The 19,957-nt window shown below is 60.7% G+C and carries 18 protein-coding genes; 10 read left to right on the top strand and 8 right to left on the bottom strand.

The window, feature by feature from the left end; translation table 11 throughout:
* Nucleotides 1-37 precede the first annotated feature (37 nt).
* Complete coding sequence (locus CIT25_RS22895) at nucleotides 38-946, top strand: LysR family transcriptional regulator (protein WP_158302631.1); 909 nt, start codon at nucleotides 38-40, stop codon at nucleotides 944-946.
* 129 nt (nucleotides 947-1,075) lie between these two features.
* Here the strand turns inward: CIT25_RS22895 and rimO are convergent, their stop codons facing one another.
* The 4 genes from rimO to CIT25_RS22875 all read right to left on the bottom strand — a co-directional run bounded on the left by rimO (nucleotide 1,076) and on the right by CIT25_RS22875 (nucleotide 4,733).
* The gene (gene rimO, locus CIT25_RS22890; protein WP_095486795.1) at nucleotides 1,076-2,389 is read right to left on the bottom strand and encodes a 30S ribosomal protein S12 methylthiotransferase RimO; all 1,314 of its coding nucleotides are present in this window, start codon (nucleotides 2,387-2,389) and stop codon (nucleotides 1,076-1,078) included.
* A gap of 136 nt (nucleotides 2,390-2,525) precedes the next feature.
* Complete coding sequence (locus tag CIT25_RS22885; RefSeq protein WP_095486794.1) at nucleotides 2,526-3,185, bottom strand: TerC family protein; 660 nt, start codon at nucleotides 3,183-3,185, stop codon at nucleotides 2,526-2,528.
* A gap of 261 nt (nucleotides 3,186-3,446) precedes the next feature.
* Nucleotides 3,447-3,854: a DUF930 domain-containing protein gene (locus CIT25_RS22880; RefSeq protein ID WP_095486793.1), complete on the bottom strand. Its 408-nt coding sequence runs from the start codon at nucleotides 3,852-3,854 to the stop codon at nucleotides 3,447-3,449.
* Nucleotides 3,855-3,962: 108 nt separating this feature from the next.
* Nucleotides 3,963-4,733, bottom strand: coding sequence for an SDR family oxidoreductase (locus CIT25_RS22875; protein WP_095486792.1), 771 nt, complete (start codon nucleotides 4,731-4,733; stop codon nucleotides 3,963-3,965).
* A gap of 371 nt (nucleotides 4,734-5,104) precedes the next feature.
* On the opposite strand from CIT25_RS22875, the gene CIT25_RS36435 reads away from it, so the two are divergent.
* The 8 genes from CIT25_RS36435 to CIT25_RS22835 all read left to right on the top strand — a co-directional run bounded on the left by CIT25_RS36435 (nucleotide 5,105) and on the right by CIT25_RS22835 (nucleotide 14,331).
* On the top strand, nucleotides 5,105-8,308 hold the full coding sequence (locus CIT25_RS36435) for a tetratricopeptide repeat protein (RefSeq protein WP_158302630.1): 3,204 nt from the start codon (nucleotides 5,105-5,107) through the stop codon (nucleotides 8,306-8,308).
* On the top strand, nucleotides 8,305-9,828 hold the full coding sequence (locus CIT25_RS22870) for a glycosyltransferase family A protein (RefSeq protein ID WP_158302629.1): 1,524 nt from the start codon (nucleotides 8,305-8,307) through the stop codon (nucleotides 9,826-9,828). The genes CIT25_RS36435 and CIT25_RS22870 overlap by 4 nt, the downstream gene beginning before the upstream one ends.
* A gap of 265 nt (nucleotides 9,829-10,093) precedes the next feature.
* Entirely contained in the window at nucleotides 10,094-10,909 is an 816-nt protein-coding gene (locus CIT25_RS22865) for a helix-turn-helix domain-containing protein (RefSeq protein WP_245329956.1), read from the top strand.
* 69 nt (nucleotides 10,910-10,978) lie between these two features.
* Nucleotides 10,979-11,377, top strand: coding sequence for a polyketide cyclase (locus tag CIT25_RS22860; RefSeq protein WP_095486790.1), 399 nt, complete (start codon nucleotides 10,979-10,981; stop codon nucleotides 11,375-11,377).
* 29 nt (nucleotides 11,378-11,406) lie between these two features.
* Nucleotides 11,407-11,763: a VOC family protein gene (locus CIT25_RS22855; protein ID WP_095486789.1), complete on the top strand. Its 357-nt coding sequence runs from the start codon at nucleotides 11,407-11,409 to the stop codon at nucleotides 11,761-11,763.
* A gap of 905 nt (nucleotides 11,764-12,668) precedes the next feature.
* Complete coding sequence (locus tag CIT25_RS22845; protein ID WP_158302628.1) at nucleotides 12,669-13,205, top strand: hypothetical protein; 537 nt, start codon at nucleotides 12,669-12,671, stop codon at nucleotides 13,203-13,205.
* The gene (locus CIT25_RS22840) at nucleotides 13,202-13,795 is read left to right on the top strand and encodes a hypothetical protein (RefSeq protein WP_095486787.1); all 594 of its coding nucleotides are present in this window, start codon (nucleotides 13,202-13,204) and stop codon (nucleotides 13,793-13,795) included. The genes CIT25_RS22845 and CIT25_RS22840 overlap by 4 nt, the downstream gene beginning before the upstream one ends.
* A 29-nt stretch (nucleotides 13,796-13,824) precedes the next feature.
* Entirely contained in the window at nucleotides 13,825-14,331 is a 507-nt protein-coding gene (locus CIT25_RS22835; RefSeq protein ID WP_095486786.1) for a hypothetical protein, read from the top strand.
* On the opposite strand, the gene CIT25_RS22830 is transcribed toward CIT25_RS22835, so the two are convergent.
* The 4 genes from CIT25_RS22830 to CIT25_RS22815 form a co-directional block, all read right to left on the bottom strand.
* Nucleotides 14,312-15,463: a hypothetical protein gene (locus CIT25_RS22830; protein ID WP_245329955.1), complete on the bottom strand. Its 1,152-nt coding sequence runs from the start codon at nucleotides 15,461-15,463 to the stop codon at nucleotides 14,312-14,314. The two genes, CIT25_RS22835 and CIT25_RS22830, sit on opposite strands and share 20 nt — an antisense overlap.
* Before the next feature lie 478 nt (nucleotides 15,464-15,941).
* Nucleotides 15,942-16,169, bottom strand: coding sequence for a hypothetical protein (locus CIT25_RS22825; protein WP_095486785.1), 228 nt, complete (start codon nucleotides 16,167-16,169; stop codon nucleotides 15,942-15,944).
* 646 nt (nucleotides 16,170-16,815) lie between these two features.
* Nucleotides 16,816-17,040: a hypothetical protein gene (locus CIT25_RS22820; protein WP_126106608.1), complete on the bottom strand. Its 225-nt coding sequence runs from the start codon at nucleotides 17,038-17,040 to the stop codon at nucleotides 16,816-16,818.
* A gap of 467 nt (nucleotides 17,041-17,507) precedes the next feature.
* The gene (locus CIT25_RS22815) at nucleotides 17,508-19,229 is read right to left on the bottom strand and encodes a hypothetical protein (RefSeq protein WP_095486783.1); all 1,722 of its coding nucleotides are present in this window, start codon (nucleotides 19,227-19,229) and stop codon (nucleotides 17,508-17,510) included.
* Between the two features lie 369 nt (nucleotides 19,230-19,598).
* Between CIT25_RS22815 and CIT25_RS22810 the strand changes: the two genes are divergently transcribed.
* Complete coding sequence (locus CIT25_RS22810) at nucleotides 19,599-19,898, top strand: hypothetical protein (protein WP_245329953.1); 300 nt, start codon at nucleotides 19,599-19,601, stop codon at nucleotides 19,896-19,898.
* Nucleotides 19,899-19,957 lie beyond the last annotated feature (59 nt).

Raw genomic sequence — 19,957 nt, 5'->3', positions numbered from 1 at the left:
AATATTCCCTTCAGTAATAAACTGTCGGAGGCCCAGTGTGAATCTAGCTGCCGTCGATCTGAACCTGCTTGTCGCCTTCGACGCCCTCCTCAGTGAAGGGAGCGTGAGCGCGGCGGCAGCCCGCATCGGGCTCAGCCAGCCTGCGATGAGCAAGCGCCTCGCCCATCTGCGTCGGCTTTTCGCCGATGATCTCTTCGTTCGTCATGCCGATGGCGTGCGGCCGACCGAAAAGGCGCTCGATCTCGCCGATCCGATCCGGGCCGCGCTACGCCAGATCCAGGATGCGTTGGGAGGATTCGGCCAGTTCTCGCCGGAGCGATCGGGTCGCATCTTCAGGATCGCGACCACCGATCACATCGCGGCGACTTTGATGCCCAGACTGATGCCGGTGCTTCGTTCAGCGGCGCCTAGAGTTTCGATCGTCTTGCGCAGCTTACATCGCCAGGAGATCGTTGATTGTCTCGAGAAGGGCTCGATAGACCTTGCGATCACCATCCTGCCCGATGCGCCGACGACGATCAAACGTGCATCGCTCTTCCACGTGAACTGGATATCGATCGTCTCGGCCGAGCATCCTGAGATCCGCGACGCGCTGACGCTCGAGCTCTTTCTGAAGTATCCGCACTTGCTGGTCACTCATGTCGGCGATCTGAAGGGCTACATCGATCGTCTGCTGGACGACCGCGGCCTGAAGCGGACCGTTGCAATGAGCCTGCCTTATGCGCTCGCCGTGCCGGCGATCATCGCCGAGACGGACATGATCTGCACCTTGTCGGCAAACGTGATCCGGCTTACGAATTGGCCGCGCGTGCGCTCTTTTCCGCTGCCCTTCGACTATTTCGGTTATCAGGAAACTCTGCTTTGGCATCGGAGGAACGACAGCGATTCCGGTCACGCCTGGCTCAGGCGGATGCTTATCCGCGTAAGCGAAACAGTCACGTCCTAGCGCGCTTTGCGTTTTGGTCGAACCAAAACCGCGCTCTAACTCTCTATTTTAACGCCTTTTGTCGGACGCCAAACGAAGATGTTTGGCTGCAAAATGCTCTAGCAGAAGGGGTCTTCACCCCGCTGGCCATCAGACGGCCGAGCCGTAGAGATCGTAGGCGTCGGCGCGGTCGATCTTGACGGTGACGATGTCGCCGGCGCGCAACGGGCGCCGCGACTGGATATGCACCGAGCCGTCGATTTCGGGCGCGTCGTATTTGGTACGGCCCTTGGCCGAGGTGCCATGCGCCTCGTCAATCAGGACAGGCAAGCGCTTGCCGACCTTCCTGGCGAGCTGCGTCGCCGAGATCTTCTGCTGGCGCTGCATGAAGCGGTGCCAACGCGCTTCCTTGATCTCCTGCGGCACCTGTTCGAGGCCGAGGTCGTTGGATCGGGCGCCTCGGACCGGCTCGTATTTGAAACAGCCGGCGCGGTCGATCTTGGCTTCGTCCAGCCAGTCGAGCAGCATTTCGAAATCGTCGTCCGTCTCGCCGGGGAAGCCGACGATAAAGGTGGAGCGGATGGCCAGATCCGGACAGATTTCGCGCCAGCCGCGAATGCGATCGAGGGTCCTTTCACCATGGGCGGGCCGGCGCATGTTCTTCAGCACCTGCGGCGAGGCGTGCTGGAACGGGATGTCCAGATAGGGAAGGATCTTTCCTTCGGCCATCAGCGGGATGACATCGGCAACATGCGGGTAGGGGTAGACATAGTGCATGCGCACCCAGATGCCGAGCTTGCCGAGTTCCTCCGACAGATCGAGGAACTTTGCCCGCACTTCGCGATCGCCGAACATGCTGGTCTGGTATTTGATGTCGATGCCATAGGCGCTGGTGTCCTGCGAAATGACCAGGATCTCCTTGACGCCGGCCTTGGCCAGTTTCTCGGCTTCGCGCAACACGTCGGCCGCCGGCCGCGAGACGAGATCGCCGCGCAGCGCGGGGATGATGCAGAAAGTGCAGCGATTGTTGCAGCCTTCCGAAATCTTGAGATAGGCATAGTGGCGCGGCGTGAGCTTGACGCCTTGCGGCGGCAAAAGGTCGACATAAGGATCGTGGCTCGGCGGCGCGGCCTCATGCACGGCAGCCATCACGCTCTCGTAGGCCTGCGGACCGGTGATGGCGAGAACGTTAGGATGTTTTTCGCGGATGACGTCCGGTTCGGCGCCGAGGCAACCGGTGACGATGACCCTGCCATTCTCCGATAGGGCGGAGCCGATGGCATTGAGCGATTCATCGCGAGCCGAATCGAGGAAGCCGCAGGTGTTGACGACGACCAGATCGGCGCCGTCATGCTTGCGCGCGATCTCATAGCCTTCGGCGCGCAGGCGCGTGATGATGCGCTCCGAATCCACGAGGGCTTTCGGGCATCCAAGGCTGACGAAACTGACGCGAGGGGCAGACATAAAGGTTTTCCGGCTTTTCAGGATTGGCGGCGCAGTACCACACTTATTGCGGCATTGGTATGGGCCCGCGGCAACCGCGACGAAACGCACGATGAATGTATCGGTGCCGACGACGGAAACGGCGGGACAGGCGGCGTCAGCTCACCGCGTTGTTCACATGCGGCCAGACTTCCAGCGCGCCTCGATAGACCATGTCGAGCGCGACATACAGAATGATCAGCAGGCCGATATAGGCAATCCAGCGGTGGCGGTGCAGCAGCTTGGCGATAAAGGTCGCGGCCAGACCCATCAGCGCGATCGAGAGAACGAGGCCGATGATCAGCACGGAGAAATGATCGCGCGCCGCACCAGCGACCGCCAGCACATTGTCGAGCGACATCGACACATCGGCGACGACGATCTGCAGTGCGGCCTGGCCCAGCGTCTTGCGCGGCGACTTGCCAGCCACGGCATCGTCCTTGTCGAGATCGGCATTTGACAGCGCCTCGGTCGCTTCCAGCTCGTCGGCATGGGAGGTGCGCAGTTCGCGCCACATCTTCCAGCAAACCCACAAAAGCAGGATACCACCGGCCAGCAGCAGACCGACGATCAAGAGCAGTTGAACGGTTACTGCTGCAAAACATATGCGCAGCACGGTCGCGGCCAGCACGCCGATGAGGATGGCCTTCTTGCGCTGCTCGGCCGGCAGGCCGGCCGCGGCAAGGCCGATGACGATGGCGTTGTCGCCTGCAAGTACGAGGTCGATGGCGATAACCTGGAGCAGGGCGGAGAAGCCTGCGGCGGTAAAAATTTCCATCAACTGGAAGTTCCTTGCTTGTTTGTCGATCGTCGGCGCCGAGTATTCGGACGCCTAACGTGTATGGTTCCCGCGCGTCAAGAGATCGCTTGAGGACAAGGCCGGCAAACCGCCTGATCGCGGCGGAAATCGCCAGCAGCCGGTGAAAGCTAGATACGCTGGCGCATGACCCGGAAACCGGAATTCGGTCTCCGAAAAGGATTATGCGCCGATTCAAACTGCTGGAGCGTCCTTTGCGCGTCCAGTCGGACGCGCGACGCTCTAATTATAGAGGTTGTATTCCGACCAATCGGTTTCCGGAATCTCCTCGCCGATCCGATAGCGAAAATCCAGAACCTGCATATGATCCGGCGCCGTCCGGCATTTGAATTTCAGCCGGTACCATTGTCCCTTGCTGCGAAAGGCAGCCCCAGGGCTTGTGATTGCGTCGGTCTCCATTTCGGGCGTCGCAAAAGCGTAGGCGACCACGCGATCGGCTTTGTATTTGTGGTCATCATGGGTGATCCGGTCGAGCACTTCAGCATCGCATCGCTGTTCGAGCCGGGTTTGCGGGTCGAGCTTCAACAAGCCGGTGCGCAATGCGCTATCCATCGCGTTAGCCGGCCACGCCAGCGTCACCGACGCCAGAACCGTAAGACAGAGCTTCTTCATGGGCGGGAGGAGCATCATATTTGGGCGGAGAAATCAACCGCGTGCCGTTCCGAGCCAGGGTTATGAATGATGAAGACGCCATGAACGGGGTTTGACACCGGGCGAATTTTCGGTCCCGTGCAATCTTCACATCTGCACGGACATTCCGCCGTCAACGGTCAGCACATGGCCATTGACGAAGGATGCCGCATCGCTGGCCAGGAACAGGGCGGCGCCGGCGATTTCCTCCGGCCGTCCCCAGCGTTGCAGCGGAACCCGCTGGCGGGCGAAGGAAAGCATGTCGGGATCTTCCGCCAGCGCGGCATTGGTCTCGGTTGCGAACATTCCCGGGGCTATGGCGTTGCTGGTTACCCCGTGCGCGCCGTATTCGACGGCCATGCTGCGCATCAGGCCGGTCAATCCCTGCTTGGCGGCGGGATAGACGGCATCGCCTGGACGTGCCATCTCGCCGACGATCGAGGTAACGGCGATCAGCCGGCCATGCCCCTGCGCCTTCATGATTTCCGCCGCATCCCGCGACAGCGAGATCGCCGAAAGCAGATCCGTGCGGATCAGATCAAGGATATCGTCGTCGCCGAACGCGGCGAGCGGCCTCCTGTCGCGGGCTCCGACATTGTTGACGAGGATATCGAGCCGGCCGCGGGTTCTGCGGATATCCGCGATCACGGTGCGGCCGGCCGCCACGTCCGCTATGTCGAAGGCGGCCGCCTGAGCACTGCCGCCGCTCGTTGCGATGGCGGCGACGGCGCCGTCGAGCACTGCGGCCGTACGTCCGGTCACAACAACATGGGCTCCTGCTTCCGCAAAGGCGCGCGCGATCTCGAAGCCGAGCCCGCGCCCACCTCCGGTGACGAGCGCCACACGCCCAGCCAAGGAAAATCTGTCGAAAATGCTCATGCCAAGCGATCCTCTGCAGGCATAGGAACGGTAAGCCGATCCCAGGTGGTAAATGGCGGGCCAAGCTCTTCGATCGAGCGCTATGTCTACGCTACAGCACTCTGCCTCCAATGAACTTTTCCATTCGGCGGATGGCTACGCAAGTGTCTTGAACGCGGCCGCGCAGCGCGCTCGAAAAAATCCCTTAGACACGACAGCCGCCGGATTTGACCTTTCGTCGCCCACTTTCCCGACTCTGTTGGCGGTTGTCGTGACCGGCTCCACCGCTTAGAGTTCGCCGAGAGGGGCAATCATATGAATACGCAGAGTCGGTCTTCATCTTTGGCCGCGAAGACGCCGCAGGCGTTCGTCCGCACGCTGGAAGAAATGCGGTGAAGATACAAATGCATGCCCGCATTTTTACGGACAGTGTCAGCTTCATGGACATTTCCATGTTCCGTGTGGAAGGCATGCAGGTAACGATTACGCCTGGTTGGAAGTATAAACCTTGCGACGTCGCGGTGATGTATGGGCTTGCCAATCCGCCTCGACGCTCCCAGCAGGGGCGTCTCAGGAACGCCATCTATCGGGAACACAACGGACCCATCGTCGTCATCGAAAGCTCGCTGATCGGCCGGAGTTTCAATCAGCGCCTGCCCGGTTGGCTCGCAGCGTTGCGCCGGCGGCCGCTGCGCCCGCGGCAAGTGCACCCGTACTACCGCGTGGCCGTAGGCGGAGCGTTGGGCGACGACGCCGATTTTTGTGCAGAAAACAGCCCGCCGGATCGCTGGGAAAGGGCAAAGGCCGAATTTGGGATCAGGCTGAAGCCCTACCGGGCCGAGGGAGATTACATACTCCTGGTCGGTCAGGTGCCCAAGGATGCCTCGCTACGGGGCATCGACATGGTGAGGTGGCTGCACGAGACCGCGGCGGCGATCAGGAAGATCAGCGACCGCTCAATCCTGATCCGGCTGCACCCCAGCACGCGATGGCGCGATCAGGAAGCCATTGTCCATGCTTGCTCGACCGTGCCTAGGGTCGCCATCTCGCGCGGCAGGCGGCCGTTCGCTGACGAGGTGGCAAATGCGTGGGTGTGCGTGACCTTGTCATCCGGTGCCGCAATCGATGCGTTGATCGCGGGCGTCCCGCCGATATGTCTATCTCCGGCGAGCCTCGCATACCGCCTTTGTTCCAACAGTCTCGATGATATCGAGCATCCGAAGAAACCGGAGCGCGAGCAGTTCATGCGCGACCTCTGTCACAGTCAGTGGACGCCGCGTGAGATGTCCGACGGAACCGCATGGAGACATATTTTTCCGGCGGTCGAACGAGAGATGGCGCGAACCGGCGGTGATTCCGGCGAGCATGGTGCAGGGCGTTCCCGGTTCATTTGGGCGGTACAGGCCGACCACCAGGGCCATCACCGACCAGAGACTGTCCTGTCGGCGTCGGAGAAGCAACGTTGGGCGAGGTCGCTTGCGCTTTGGACAGTCGCCGCCCGTATTCTCCCAGGCAAACGAAAAAGATATCTGCATAGGCGGGCCACGGCCCTATTCATGCTCGGCCGCTACGGCGAGGCCGAGCTGGTGTTCGAGGAGCTTCGCAGCCGCAATCCAGACTTTCCAGGCGGACATAAAGGAGCAGCCCGTTCGGCAGAGAAACTGGACCACTGGGGTATCGCGGCGGAGGCTTGGGCGGCGGCAAGCAGGCTCGCGCCTGGCCGCAAGGCACTCGCCGGACATGCCGCAGCCCTGCTCAAACTTGGAAGGCTGGCGGAAGCCGAAGCGGCTTTTGGCCAGCTGTGCGAACGTTTTCCGGCGGAAATCGCCGGATATCGGGGCCTGGAGCGGATCGCTTCCGAACGCGGCGACTGGCCACTCGCACTGCAAATGCAGGATGTCATATGGAAGACATTGAGCGACCCTGACGCTATGCGGCGCAAGGTTCTGTTGCTTGTGCGGCTGCAGCGAATTGCCGAGGCTAAGGAGATCGTCAAGGAGTTGGAAGCGGGGAGCTCGCCACTTGCTTATCTGCTTGCCTCGATGCCACTTCTGGAAGCCACGCACGACTGGGCCACCATGAGCCAGCTTTTAGGCACGAACGAAGCGCTGCTCCTCGGGAATTGGCAGCTGCTGCATTCCTATTTAGGCGTTCTGGGAAGGCTCGGCCGGGCAGATGAGGCACTGGACGTGCTTGACCGCAGCCGCGCGGGTAAGGAGGCAGCCCGCAAGAAGCTTCGGATCAACTGCCTTATACAGGCGCACCGGTACTTTGAGGCCGGTGAATGCTTGCGGCAGATTTGGGAGCACGGGAGTATCGACGAGTTCTCGCCTGAACTCCTGTCGCCGATGGTGAGTGCAGCCTGGGAAGCCGGCGGACCTGATCTCGCGAACGTCGTTTTAGATCGCGTAGACGCGGAAGCTCCCCATACCGTAGCGGGGGAATTGCTGAGGCTGTCTGCAATTTTTCAGCGTACGAGACTGCGCTCCCTTAATTGTCTGGCTTCCTCATCTGAAAGCGCCTTCGATCAGGGGCCTCACATTGAGCAACTGGTTCGGGATCATCTCGCGCACAGCCCGGGATCGATGGGGGCTGAAAGTCGACGAGATGCAGTCCGCGACATCTGCGGGATTTTTGTCCGGCTTCGTTCTGGGCATGCGGACTTCTTCCCAGATCCCTCCTTCGTCCTGAATGAAGCGCTTGAAGTTGCAACGTGCATTGCTGAGGCATTCGATGAACTGAAGCCTCTTTCGCTGATCAGGTTGGGCGATGGGGAAGGGTGCATGCTTCCCTACCGACCCGAACTGGAGGTGTTTCGCGAGACGGACAGGGAAGCGACCCAGCAGACCTGGTGGGGCGGCGCTGCCCAAGTGGATGACGCGCTGGAGTGGCAGCTGAAAGAAGCGATACGTTCCGCCGATGTCGTTGGGCTTCCTGATCTCGATCGCACTAGTCGCGGTATTTTGAGCAACTCTCTGGAGGCGTTGGGAGACGGCGGCAGAAATGCCCGCGGCCTCCTTGCATCGATCGATTTCGCTGCCGGAAACACCAGCAAGCAAGCCGTGCTGACCTCCTGCCATATCCACCAATCCCTATCCTTCTGGGGAATTTGGGACGTGCTGCTCCCCAGGCTTGGAGCCGTGTCCCTGATCACATGTCATGCCAAGCTCGGCGGCGTTCTGGCGCAGCGACACGGGATAACTATCGAGACCGTCCACCTGGTTCCGCCGGAACACAAATACGCCGCAGGCTTCGCCAGCATAGCCGGCGATGCACACTATCCACACGCCTTCACAAGGCTGAGGGATCGATTGTCGGGACAGCTGCGCGGTCGTGTTTTTCTCATTTCAGCCGGCATGCTGGGTAAAATCTACTGCATGTGGATCAGGCAAGCGGGGGGTATCGCCATCGACATCGGAAGTGCCGCGGATTTCTGGTGCGGACACGATACGCGCAGCGTCGTGGATATCGTGACCTACAGGAGCCCTGCCGGTGTGGCGGAACAGGTCCGGGATCTAGCGTCGGAGCATTCCCGATTCGCCCGGTTGCTGCCGCTCGATACCTCGGCAAAGTTGTTGCTTGGAAATCCCGCTTGAGCGAGGCATCTCCCGAACTTGCCGTGGTGGTCCTTTCCGTTGGTGCACCGGTGGAATTGAAGACGGCAGTGGACTCGCTGCTGGCGCAACCAATTCCGATCGAGATTGTCGTCGTCAACTCAGGCGGTGGCGATCCCCGCTCCGTTCTTTCGAGTGAAGCCTCCGGTATCAGCGTCATTTCCACCCCGCAACTGCTGTGGCCAGGGGCCGCGCGAAACGTTGGCATCAGATCCACTCGCGCACCCTGGGTCGCATTTCTAGCCTCCGATCTCGTCGCCAGTCCGGGCTGGGCGGCCAACCGGCTCCTGCTTCACAAGAAAGGCCGCAACTCCGTAGCCTCGGCCTTGGTCAACAGCCATCCGCGGAACCTCTATGCATGGGCAAGCCATCTCTCGGTTTTGGTTCGCCGGATGCCCGGTGTGCCCAAGAGGAAGGCGCTCCGCTACGGCGCAAGCTATGCCCGAACGCTCTTCGAAAAATATGGCGGGTTCCGGGAGGACCTTCGGGTCGGGGAGGATACGGAGTTCCACCGCCGGATGAAGCGTGCCGATCGTCCGGTCTGGGCCCCTTCGGTTCAGGCATCGCACCTGAACCCAACCAGCTTCCGGCAGATGATCCAGGATCAGCTTGCCCGTGGCAAGCGCGCCGCAATCCACTGGCCTGCGCTCGACGAGAGCTCGCTGCTGAGGCGAGGCTTCAGCCGGTTCATGCTCATCGCGCCGCTTTCTTTCAGATCGGTTCGAGGGCTGGATCGCCTGTTCGTTGTCGCATCATGGCCGCTCGTCCTGGCGTGCACCTTCGCCTACGAGCGCGGCGTCGACAGAGGTAAGCGCGAATTGGCGCGGGCGGACGGAGCAGGGGCCGCGCGCGTGACGGTAGTGGCAATCCTCGACCGGGATGACTGGCACGCGAACACGGATATCATGGTGGTTGTCGATCCGACCTACAGGCATCTCACCTGGATTCCCCGTGATCTTTGGGTACCCAGCCTCAACGATCGCATCAATGCGGCATTTGCGACCGGTGGCGGCGATCTTCTCCTGAAAGCGGTTCGAGAACTGGGGTTTCGAGCTGAGAGCCTGCTGTGTGTCAGGCGCGCCGCGACCGAGGCTGCGCTCGAGGCGGTCAGCGTCACTGTGCCAGTGAGCGAACCTCTCGACTTCTGGTATCCCTTGCATCCTACGCGCCCGATCGAGGAGGGACGCAAGGCCATCTCGTTCCGCCCCCCAGAAGAGCTTCTTTCAGGCGAGCGACTTCACCAGTGGATGGGGGCCCGGAGCATGATCAATCGCAGCGGGTCGGACCTGTTGCGGCTGGATCGTCAGCAGTTGTTGCTGAGAGCTCTGCTCGCAGCCGACTTTGATTTCCAGCGTGTGCTTCGGGACCCGAGCTTATACCGGACTTCCGGAAAGAATCCCCTGGCGGCACTGTCCAGGGTGAGGCCTGATTGGTACTTTTCCACTCTCGGTCCCCTCAAAGATGCGACGACTGATGGAAAGGCTGTTCTCGTAAAGGGGTAAACATCCCTGGTGCGAGACTCAAGATGGCGCGAGCCGAGCGCGGGCGTCGCGGGCCTCAGCTTACGACCGCTTCCGTGGTCATGCCGGCCATTCCACGATCTCTTGGTGGAATACTCGACAACTGCCTGGTTCTTCCTGACGTGGCATCACACCAGACGGAGCTTGATTGAGAACGACAACAGGGGTTGAAGCAAGCCGCCATCGCAATAGATTTCGGGACCGAAGAGTACGATGCCTGCGAAAGTGTTCCTCACAGGAGAGGCGCGTGACGCCCGACGACAACCCACCCGTCCTTTCCGGGGCGCCCATCCTTTCCGGGGCGCCCGTGCTTTCCGGGGCAATCGGGGAATACCGCGAGTTTAATCCTCCGGCCGCACTCGAAGGGCATTTCCAGTGTGTCTGGTCCAATACATTGCGACCGGACGCGGGGAGCTTATCGGCCGTGGTTCCCGACGGCTGCGTCGACATCACCTGGATCGACGGCGATCTGGTCGTAGCAGGCCCCGACGTGGCCGTTGCCCTCTCTACGCTGACACCCGGCTCTACTGTGATCGGCGCCCGCTTCCGACCGGGTGCGGCAAGCCGATGGCTCGGCCCGCCGATGTCGGAGATCGTTGGCGGCCGGGTGGCGCTCAGCCACTTCTTGGGAGCGCTGGCGCGCGAAATCGCCCAGAGAATTGGCGATGCATCCTCCACGGCGGAGCGGGTGCGGGCGATGCAAGCGGCACTCTCCAGGCTTGCGCCCGACGTCGAGCCGCCGCCTCCGGACATGGGATTTGTCTTCAACGCGCTGAAAACGGAATCCGCCGGTCCGGGCATGGCGGTGATCCTCGACCGGCTCGACGTCAGCCCGCGAACACTTCGCCGCCGCTGCCAGGAGGCTTTCGGCTATGGCCCGAAGACGCTCGACCGCATTCTCCGCTTCCAGCGGTTTCTGGGCCTGGTGCGGCAGTCGGCTGAGCCGCGCCTAGCCGATCTTGCGTTCGAGGCGGGTTATTCCGACCAGGCGCATCTGACGCGCGAGGTGCGGCGCCTGTCGGGCTTCTCGCCCGCGACGGTTCTGCGACAGCTCGGCGCCTGAGCTGGCCGTTTCGTTCAATACGCCGCCGCCAGTTCCGCCTAGTCTGCCTTCATTGGAAAGGAGGCAGATATGACCATCTACAAATCCCGCATCATCACCGTGTCCATCGACCGGGATTGGCGTGAAGTCTATGACTTCGCCTCCATCCCGGAGAATTTCCAGCGCTGGGCGGCAGGCCTCGGCAGACGCTTCGAGAGATCGGGCGAGGAATGGGCGGCGGAGGACCCCGACGGCCGGCCCATCCGCATCCGCTTCTCCCGACCCAATGAATTCGGTGTCCTCGATCACATCGTCTTTGCCGAGGACAAGGAAACCCGCAATGCGGTGCGTGTGGTTCCCAATGGGACCGGCGCGGAGGTCATGTTCGTGCTCTTGAGGACGCCGGACATGACGGAGGAGATCTTCGCTGCCGACGCCGACGCCGTACAGCGCGACCTCAACACCCTCAAGGCAATGCTCGAACGCTGAGCTTCCAAAGACCGCGAAAGGAGAAGATCATGGCCAAATCCAGCAACGACAAGCGCATCGACTATGTCGAGTTTTCCGTCGGCGACATCCCGCGTTCCCGCGACTTCTATGGCAAGGCCTTCGGCTGGTCCTTCAAGGACTACGGGCCGAGCTATTGCGAGTTCAACGACGGCCGCCTGACCGGCGGCTTCGCCCTCGGTGGCCAGAGCAAGGCGGCGGGCGGGCCGCTGGTGATCCTCTATGCCGACAAGCTCGACGAGACCCAGCGCCGCGTCGAGGAGGCCGGCGGGAAGATCGTCAAGCCCGCCTATTCCTTCCCGGGCGGCCGCCGCTTCCACTTCTCCGATCCGGACGGCTACGAGCTGGCGGTGTGGTCCGAGAAGTGAAGAGGTGGAGAGGGACGCCGGGCCCAGGTCCGGCGCCCCCATCAATTTTCCTTCTGCATGTCCGGCACCTCCGACGAAGGCACGACCATTTCTCCTACTGCGACTCATGCCGTTGGAAAAAATTAAGGACAAGCTGAAGTAGCGCTCAGCGAGAAAGCAATGCGCTGTTCAGGTCCTGTTAGTCGGCGCCTATGCCTAGAAAATAGCCAATCGCAATGCGCCTTGGGTGGTTAGTAGCTTGTGCTTTTCGAAGATCGCTAGCTTCTGCGGATAAGTGATCCGGACCTTGGCGTTGCACCCGTCGCATCTGATGTGCGCGATTGTTCTTAGCGCAGAGCCCTTCCTTACAGTCGGATGCGAGCAATCCGGACAAGCGAATGTGAGCGAAACATCAGACAAGTTTTCGGCTAAACCCATTTCCATCTCCCTCGCCAGCGCTCTGGCGACACCATTCAAAGCCGCCGCATGTGAAACTGATATGAAGGCGCTCACATAGTGACCGAAGAAGTTCGCTGCCCCGCAATCTGCGAGCCTCGCTTCGAATGTACCAGACCGATTTCGGCCCCAACTCGGGCGAGTCTCAATTTGCAATTTAGATGTCAATCCGATGGCAATTTAGATGCCAATCCGATCGTGCCAAAACGGGACGAGGCATGCCGAGAAACTTAGGAGACCGAGCGCCTCTTCGAAAGGGTTGGACGGGCCACCAAGGATCCGATTGCGCGGCTGGCTACCGCTGCGCTGACCCCTCGTCAAAGGGGCAAGCGCTGCTGTTTAAGCGATGTAACAATTATTGTCCGATTGCGTGGCGTTCGCATCGTATAAGGCTGGCCTGAGGACCATCGCATACCGCACCGCGCATGACGGAACCGACACGAACGACAATACGGCAAAGACTGTATGCCTTGTTGATCGCCGGCCTGGGCGGGCTGGCCGCATCGGCAATCTCGTTTTCGATGACGCTCTACGAAGCTGCCCATCCGCCAAAGGTGCCTGTTGTGCAAGCAGGCCAGCAGATCGATACCGGTCGCTGGTTTGTGACCTTACTAACGGCACGTGTCGGAACAGTGCCCCCGACAGGCGTTCCCCCATCACAGCCGGTGCAGCTTCTGATGGTGGATCTGGATGTGGTGAACCGTTCCGCCACTCCCAACAACGTGCTCTACCGCGCCGTCACACTCGGCGCGCCGGCGCAAAAGCTGCCGATGCCAACGGTTTATCTCGATCGCGACAAGTATCTGGCGGGATATTTCAACCCCAACATGCCGGAACGCACGACGATGGCTTGGGAATGGCCGGCCGGTGTGCCCGTGCCGGACAAGGTGACGATCACCGTCAGCGGCCAGATCTACAAGCTGCGCGACAATCTTTACGGCGCAAGCGGATGGTACGACCGTGACCCCGTTGCGACGGTCGATCTGCCGGTGGAGAAGGCGCCATGATGCGCATCGTGCGTTCGGCACTTGCGCTGCTGTTCGCTGCCGCCGTGCTCTACGGCATGCAGCACACGCGTCCGCTTTACAGCGACATTACCTCGCCGATCGTCTCTTCGGGCGGCATGAACAAGCGTGTGGAGGCTAGCGCGTTCGCGCTTTCGCTGGACAGCGCCAGGGTGGCGCGTGTTCTAAATGTCGAGACCTTCGGGAAGTCAAAGACCTACACGAGTTCCGGCGTGTGGGTTGTGGTGGAAGGCGAGGCCGAGGCGAAATTCGAAACGTTGGGTCTCACATCGGGCGAGTGGCTGAGCGGCAGCGGCGTCCGTTATGTCCTGACCGACCGGGTGCCGGCGACGATCGAAATGATGCCGGGCGATGCCTACCAGCCCGGCCTGCCACGCCGTGTCCTTCTGATATTCGAAGTGGCGGAGGATGCCGTCGCTGGCGGGACCGTAGTGGTCGCACGCACAAAGTTGCTGCCGCTCGACGATGAGATCCGCATCGCCACGAATGTTTCCGGCAAGGACATCGAGCCCGCGATCACCATCCGCCGCAACCAGGAAGGACCGCCATGGACAGTTCTCCCACGGAGGTGACATCAACGCGGCGAGGCTACTGGCTGAGCATGATGGCGCTGGTGGTTGCACTGCCTGCCGCGCTCTCCGCGCAAACGTGGGGAAGCATCAAGGACTGGCGCTCCCAACATTTGCGTCAGCCGGTATCTGCGACCTTGGGGCAACCGATCGACTATGCCGGCGCAAGCTGGACCGTGACGCGCCTCACCAGGCTGGCAGGCAGCGAGGGAAGCGCCGTCGTCCTTGCCGAGTTCGAGGCGCTCGCTGCTGACCCGAAGGCGCTCGGCGCCATTCCATGCCAGGTGCGGCTTTCCGATGAAAACGGTCGCGAATGGCAGCCAACCTTGTTTGCCGATCCGGTGGTCAGAAAGCAATATCCGGAGGCCCAGCAACGGTCCCTGTGTGGTGGCAGCGCGTTTGCGGCGACGGAGCCCGGCAAGCCGGCCCGGATGGCTGCCAGCTTTTCGATTCCACCTGCAGCGAGCAGCCTCACGCTGTCGATCGCCCTCTATTCGGCGCTGCCAAATTATCTCAGCGTCAGCGAACCGCGGACCTGACGCCACTCGCTTCACCAGCCGTGGCGACCGCGGTCTCGAGCACGGCTGCAAGCAGCGCGACCCGGACCGCGTCGAGCAGGATTCCCCCGTCGAGATCGCTTGGGCTGCCGATGAACAGGCTGATGGTGTCGGCGAAGATCTGCCAGGTTGCGAGATCATGCGCTCCGATCAGCCTTGTCAGGCCATACCACATCCAGGCGCCGACCCAGGAGATCGCCTGATAGGCGATGACGAAGGTGACAAGCGTGGCAAGGCCGGCACTGAGCGTCAGCTTGAGGCAAGTCCAGACCGGCGAGTAGCGGCTGCGATAGCCGCCAACGAAATGGGTCGCGAAATCCTTCAGCCACCTCTGCCAGGAGGTCGTGCGCAATGGCGCAGGACCGGGAGCGGCCGGCGCGGAAAGTTCATAGCCGTTGATGATTGCCGCCATCACCAGCCAGACAATCGGCAGCAACGCGAAAAAGAATAGATTCTGAAGCTGCTCTCCGAAGGGAAGCGGTCGGAATTCCACGGGAACGAACTGGCCGGCCGCGGCCGCCGAAGTCACCGGCGCAAGCAAATCGAGGCTGAGCTGTTGCAGCGCGGCACCTGCGCCAAGCCAACGGATGAACTGGTCTTTCCATTCTCCGAGCGCGTAGAGGCCGATGAAGACCCAAGTTGCGTCCGTCGCCACGATCAGCAGCCGCCAGTAGGGGTGAGAGGCGCGCGCGTTCAGCCGCTTGGCGGCAAAACGCACCAGCCAGCAAATGACGATCGACAGTACCACGCCGCTTGACTGAAGAATGGCGAAGATATCGACGCTCTTGCCGAGATCGGCTTGGGCTAGCGCCATGCGCGAATACTCACGGACCGTATCGCCGAGAAAACCCCAGGCGGCATAGTAGGCGAAGAACGGTAGGATCGCGGCCGCGGTAATCGCCAGGATCGGCTCGCGTTTTGTTTCGTCCGCTCCCTTTTTCGCTTTTTGTCTCAATGCCGCCACCGCCGGCATGTGCGGCCGGAGCACCACGAACATCATGACCAGCACCGTCAGCTTGGCGAGAACCACCAGCGATAGTATGACCATTCCGCCTAGCGGGAATTGGAGGCCGACCGTCACGGCGCCCTGTAGCAGCAGATCACGAGCGATCATACCGAGGCAGCCGACAAGCAATAGCTGCGGCCAGCACTGGACAAGAAATCGCGCCGTTAATGCCAGCGGCCGGTATATGTCTTCAATCGTCGTGGTCATCGCGTCAGGTGGCTTTCGCGCTCCGCTCGTGGACTTTTCAATACGTCGTTTCGCCAGACGGTCCGCATCCATTCCTGCAGACCGTTGCAATCAATTTCAAACCCATGGGTTTGAATTTGATCGGAGGTAACGCAAGTTTACCTGATCCGCCTTTCCAGCTTGACCCGGTGGGCCTGTGAACCAAGATCCGGAGGTTCCCAGCTTTGGAGAATAGCGGCCAAGATGACCGTCTTTCAGCCAAATCGGCAGCACCTGGTGACAGCATTTCTTCAAAAACCCGAACTTTTGCAAGGTTTGCGCGCTTAGGGCCGGGTTGTATTGGCGGAGGGAGTGGTCGTCGAAGAGCCACATCGGGCGCCGATGTCGGCAGGGTGAAGTGCTAGTCGGTCAGTTTAGTAAAATCGTGGCGGCGCGCGCGAACATGTGCCAGCAAATTCGTTTCATTGACGACCCCGGACTGAAAGAGAGTCAGCGTGGTCGAGGCCAGAATCTGACCGTCTATCGAGGTGCTGTACCATTTAGCGTCGGCGGCTATCTGGTCGACCACCCGCTGGCAGATCGCCCGATCTTCAGGTCTTAGGAACTGGCTTTGCGGTGCTCGTAGCATCTCGACGCCTTTAAAAGGGGAGTTACTGTGTCTCCCACGCGACACAATGCGTGGTCGCGGACAATGGACCGTAAACGCATTCAGACAGAAAATTGCCATTCATTTGAGTGGTGCACGCGAGGCCTTAGTCAAGATGTCGCTAAATGCGAGACAACGCGCTTCGCTCAAGCGGGGACGGCCCAGCGGCTTGGTTGCGGGGGGGACTGGCAGCTGGAGGCCGCTGGGCCTGACCAGCGAGCCTTAAGATACTCGCCTGGCTGGCGAATACATGCGCTCAAGCTAATGGAATCGAAACATGCGAACGAACTATGTGGCGATAATTCCGCTGTGTAGAAGCCACAAGGTGCCCCGCAATGGGTCCATACATCTGGAACCGCAATTGCACGGTGTGGGGAATGGGGTGGAGGCCCGTCGCTTCGCAAATGTAGCGGCGGGTCTTCTACATACCGGCTGCGTCCCAGCCTACGCACTCCCGTCCGTTTCGTGGCAGCATCCGGATGGCCGGCGCCGCTTGGGGGACGTGGGGTAAGAACGCTTGGCGGGCGCCGGCCAGGCGGTTGGAGTCCGCCGCCGTTGAATAGTACCGAACTCGGCAATTCAAATAGCTCTAATTCCGTGATCGGGGAATGTCAGCGATCGACGACGCTCAGTCCTTTGCATCGTCATCGTCTTGCACAGAGCCTTCGTTTTCATCTGCCGGCCTTTCTAACCCGGCCAGTTGCCGGTCGGCCATTTCTTTAGCGAGGCCCACCAAGGCATCGACCTCTTGCATCTGGTCCACGTGACCGCCATTGGCGACGCGTTTCCGGATCCTCTTCAGTTGGTCAGAGGTTCGTCGTAACATCTCGGCGATAGACGGCTTCTCGGCCACGCCTGCATCTCCTGCATCCCAACCCTTGAGACGAGCAAGCGTTCCGGCCCGAAACTTTTTACGGCAAAAGTCAACATTCAATCGACACGCTTTTAATCCGGGTCATGAAGTCCGCGCAATCCGTGGCGCAAGTTCGAGCGGCCCGGCAGCCTTATTGGGGTGACCATCAGCAGGCCGCCGGGCCTAGACCGCCAGCGGGCTTAAGAGGAGGCGCTGTGCTGGCTGAGCAAAACCTGCGCTCAAGACAACGGAGTAGCATCATTCGAACGAACACTTTCGTCCATCTGGATCTCGTTGTTTTTGATGCAGGCCTCGCCGCCGGCAGGTGAGGGGCGGGCGCCGCTGACTTCTTAGTCGCCCCCCCGGGGACCGCCGAACTTGACGCCGGCTGCTTCGAAAGCGGAAAGGATCGCCACGACCTCTGGCATGTACGCACCACCTAAAATGCCGTGTCTTGCGGGCAGAGTTTACGTCTGCCCGCCTAAGTCCTTGGATGCGAGCCCGGCCTTTTTGAGCGAACCGAGGAAGAAATCGACGTCCTCTGGTCGAATGATCCGCCTCGCGACCTCCTGCCGGAGGTTCTTGATCAAACCTGGCGCGTTTTCTTCAAGCCAGACACGTTCGCGCCGGGCGTCCGCTTCATATCCGCCCTCGCCGAAAATCGCGGCCGCGATGGTGTGAAAGTTGGCATTGCCGGGAAACGTGGTTTTCCTGATCCACATGGCCGCCTGCGGATAATCGCCGCGAAAATAGGCGCAAAGGGCAAGCGCGGTCTCGTAATAGGCTAAAGGACCCGGGTTGCGCGTGTGAGCTTCCGCGACCAGCGGGCAGCCGTCGTCCCAGCCTCCTGAAAGCGCCAGCCGATATCCGTACTCGCCCATCAGTTCGGTGTCGTTGGGGTTGATGTCCAAGGCACGCTTGCCCACTAGCAGCGCCGCCTCGATCTCTTTGCTGAAATAGAGCGCGAACATTTCCGCCTGCAGGCCGCGGATATTGAGCGGATCCAGTTCCACGGCCCGCCTGGCCGCGGCAAGAGCGCGAGCGACCGAGGCCGAAGTCGCGGCTTCGTCGGAAGGAAAGAGGAATCGAATCTCGTCGATATAGGCCTGCGACAGCAGACCCCAGGCCGTGGCGTAGCTCGGGAAGCGCTCAACGGCCTTCTCCAGGCACGCACGCACCGCTGGAAGTGCACTTTGATCGAGCTTTGCGCGGTAAGCGTAGAAGGAAAGCGTGCAGGAATAGGCAGCCCAATCGTCGGGAGGATTCAAGACGTTGAGCGAGGCGTCCGCCTGAAAAATCACGCCGTATGTCTGGGCCAGGCTCGTCGCCACTTTCTGTGCGATATTGGCCTCGGTATCGAGAAGCGCGGCGACTTTCGTCTCTCCATCATAACTGTCCGCCCACAGCACGGAGCCGTCTGCCCGGTTTATGAACCTAATCCGAAGCCGGAAGCCATCGACCGACAGGTGGACGCTTCCCGCAAGAACAAAGCGCGACGGCGCGACCGAATTTTCGGGAGGCTGAACGACGATGACGTCCTTGAACTTAGAGAGTTGCCCGACAATTTCCTGTGTCAATCCGCTCGCAATCGCCCTGGAGGCTTCCGTTCCTGAAAGATCCTCAAACGTCTCGACCAGCAGTCGCGGAATCTCAGGCGAAGTCGGGCGGACGCCACCCCTCACCAATCCAAATGCCACAACAGCCAATGCCGCGACGGTAGCCGCAAGAACCACCGTCAGCCATGATGCCTTCATCCATCGAGCAGGGGTCGGGACTTTTTCTGCCCACTCAACCGGCAAGGCCGGCTCAATGGTCTCGAGGGACGATCGCACCGAGAACGTTGGAACGTAACCACCTTTCGGGATCGTGATGAGAATTGGATCGTCGTGTCCGGCAGTCAGGTAGTAACGCTCGAGCCCGCGCCGGAGGTGGCCAGCCTCGATGCGGACAATCGGATCCGTCTGCGGGTCGAAGGACATATCGCGGCCGAACACTTCGACAGCGATCGAATAGGCCTTGATACGATCACCGCGACCCTCCAGCGTCTCCTCCACCACATGGCTGAGGAAGCGGCGCTCGCGACCGGTTGCATCGAAGTCCGCACTGTTGAGGATCAGGGCAAGCTGGGCACGACAATCCTCTGGGGCGAGCCTATGCTCCCTCCCTGCGGCTGGTTCGGCCCGGATCACCTTGGATTCCCTCACCTGACGTTCTGGGGTGACTACTCCCAGTTATATTTCTTTTTTTCGCCGGTTACCCCTCGTCGTGTAGTCTATATGCGCGATCCAGTTCTTGCAATACTCCTAGTAGTCTGAACGGATAACGTCCGGATGACGGCGACGATTTGTGCAATGCAGCGGCGGACGACAACGGATCAACAGTTAGGCGGCCTCACCGGCAAGCGCAATTTGAATTTGCGATTTTATAGGCTTGGTGCCCACCGCACTCGCTATGGTTGTTCAGAAATTACCCTGTAGCCCACGTAACTTACATTCCGCAGCCGCCTCCATGCGATAGGCTACGGTGGTTTCGGGAAAACACGAATCTGCGCTATGAGGATGGACGACGAACCGGCTGATAGACAAAGAGCGGTCTCGGCGGCGGTACGTCGATTCCCGCAGTTTGAATTGGCGATCCATCGGCTGATGGACCGAAGTGAGGGCTTTCAGGATATGTGCGAGGAACTTGCTGAGGCGGAACTCGCACTGTCGAGGATCGACAAGGTCCCGCCGGCATTGCGCGAGTCCAGACGAGCCGAATGGCAGGAACTGGTGGATCGGTTGGTTGGGGAAGTCGGAGCCGTGCTGCACGCGGACGCTGCCCGCAAATCGCGTGTCATTCCCTGGCCGCCACGGTGAGAGGCAAGAACTATTCGGGGGCTGACTTGGAATTTCTGTCTGGCAAGCGATCTCTACAA

The organism is Mesorhizobium mediterraneum, assembly GCF_002284565.1.
Lineage (GTDB): Bacteria > Pseudomonadota > Alphaproteobacteria > Rhizobiales > Rhizobiaceae > Mesorhizobium > Mesorhizobium mediterraneum.
Note: the sequence above shows the minus strand (reverse complement) of the source record. Positions and strands in the feature narration are given on the sequence as shown.

Bases quoted from the DNA above. Each gene is read 5' to 3' on its own strand.
- rimO (WP_095486795.1), bottom strand. From the start codon at position 2,389: ATGTCTGCCCCTCGCGTCAGTTTCGTCAGCCTTGGATGCCCGAAAGCC.
- CIT25_RS22885 (WP_095486794.1), bottom strand. From the start codon at position 3,185: ATGGAAATTTTTACCGCCGCAGGCTTCTCCGCCCTGCTCCAGGTTATC.
- CIT25_RS22880 (WP_095486793.1), bottom strand. From the start codon at position 3,854: ATGATGCTCCTCCCGCCCATGAAGAAGCTCTGTCTTACGGTTCTGGCG.
- CIT25_RS22875 (WP_095486792.1), bottom strand. From the start codon at position 4,733: ATGAGCATTTTCGACAGATTTTCCTTGGCTGGGCGTGTGGCGCTCGTC.
- CIT25_RS22860 (WP_095486790.1), top strand. From the start codon at position 10,979: ATGACCATCTACAAATCCCGCATCATCACCGTGTCCATCGACCGGGAT.
- CIT25_RS22855 (WP_095486789.1), top strand. From the start codon at position 11,407: ATGGCCAAATCCAGCAACGACAAGCGCATCGACTATGTCGAGTTTTCC.
- CIT25_RS22840 (WP_095486787.1), top strand. From the start codon at position 13,202: ATGATGCGCATCGTGCGTTCGGCACTTGCGCTGCTGTTCGCTGCCGCC.
- CIT25_RS22835 (WP_095486786.1), top strand. From the start codon at position 13,825: ATGATGGCGCTGGTGGTTGCACTGCCTGCCGCGCTCTCCGCGCAAACG.
- CIT25_RS22830 (WP_245329955.1), bottom strand. From the start codon at position 15,463: ATGATCGCTCGTGATCTGCTGCTACAGGGCGCCGTGACGGTCGGCCTC.
- CIT25_RS22825 (WP_095486785.1), bottom strand. From the start codon at position 16,169: ATGCTACGAGCACCGCAAAGCCAGTTCCTAAGACCTGAAGATCGGGCG.
- CIT25_RS22810 (WP_245329953.1), top strand. From the start codon at position 19,599: ATGGACGACGAACCGGCTGATAGACAAAGAGCGGTCTCGGCGGCGGTA.